The 819-nt window shown below is 45.8% G+C and carries 1 protein-coding gene; it reads left to right on the top strand.

What is annotated here, in order from left to right:
• The coding region (locus tag R7E78_RS25735) for an ATPase, T2SS/T4P/T4SS family (RefSeq protein WP_318058557.1) at positions 1-819 on the top strand (819 nt) is incomplete at both ends.

Below are 819 nucleotides of genomic sequence, written 5' to 3'. Positions count from 1 at the left end.
AGACTTGAGCCAAGACGAGTCGCCCGTTAGCCGCTACATCAACCAAATTCTGTTGGACGCGGTGCGTAAAGGCGCATCCGATATCCACTTTGAGCCTTATGAAAAGATGTACCGAGTTCGTCTACGTTGCGATGGCATTTTGATCGAAACTCAGCAACCGCCAAATCACTTGAGTCGTCGCTTATCAGCTCGTATCAAAATTCTCTCTAAACTTGATATTGCCGAGCGACGTTTACCACAAGATGGGCGAATTAAACTCAAACTGAATCAAGACACTGCGATTGATATGCGGGTATCTACGCTACCTACCTTGTTTGGAGAGAAAATCGTACTCCGACTGCTCGATAGCAGCTCTGCATCACTGGATATCGACAAGCTTGGTTATAGTGAGCAACAAAAACAGCTGTATTTAGACGCTCTGCGTCGTCCACAAGGTATGATTCTGATGACAAGTCCAACAGGAAGCGGCAAAACCGTTTCGTTGTACACTGGGTTAAATATTCTCCATAAACCAGAGATCAACATCTCCACAGCGGAAGACCCGGTAGAAATTAACTTATCGGGCATTAACCAAGTTCAAGTCCAACCTAAGATTGGTTTTGGCTTTGCAGAAGCTCTACGTTCTTTTCTGCGTCAAGATCCCGATGTGGTCATGGTGGGTGAGATTCGAGACCTAGATACTGCGGAAATCGCCATCAAGGCTTCCCAAACCGGTCACTTAGTGCTCTCTACTTTGCATACCAACTCTGCGGCTGAAACCATCATTCGTTTATCAAACATGGGCGTAGAAAGTTTTAACCTCGCCTCTTCTCTTAGTTT

It is taken from the genome of Vibrio sp. YT-19(2023) (assembly GCF_033337395.1).
The sequence above is the reverse complement of the archived record's forward strand: the minus strand, read 5'-3'. Positions and strand labels throughout refer to the sequence as shown.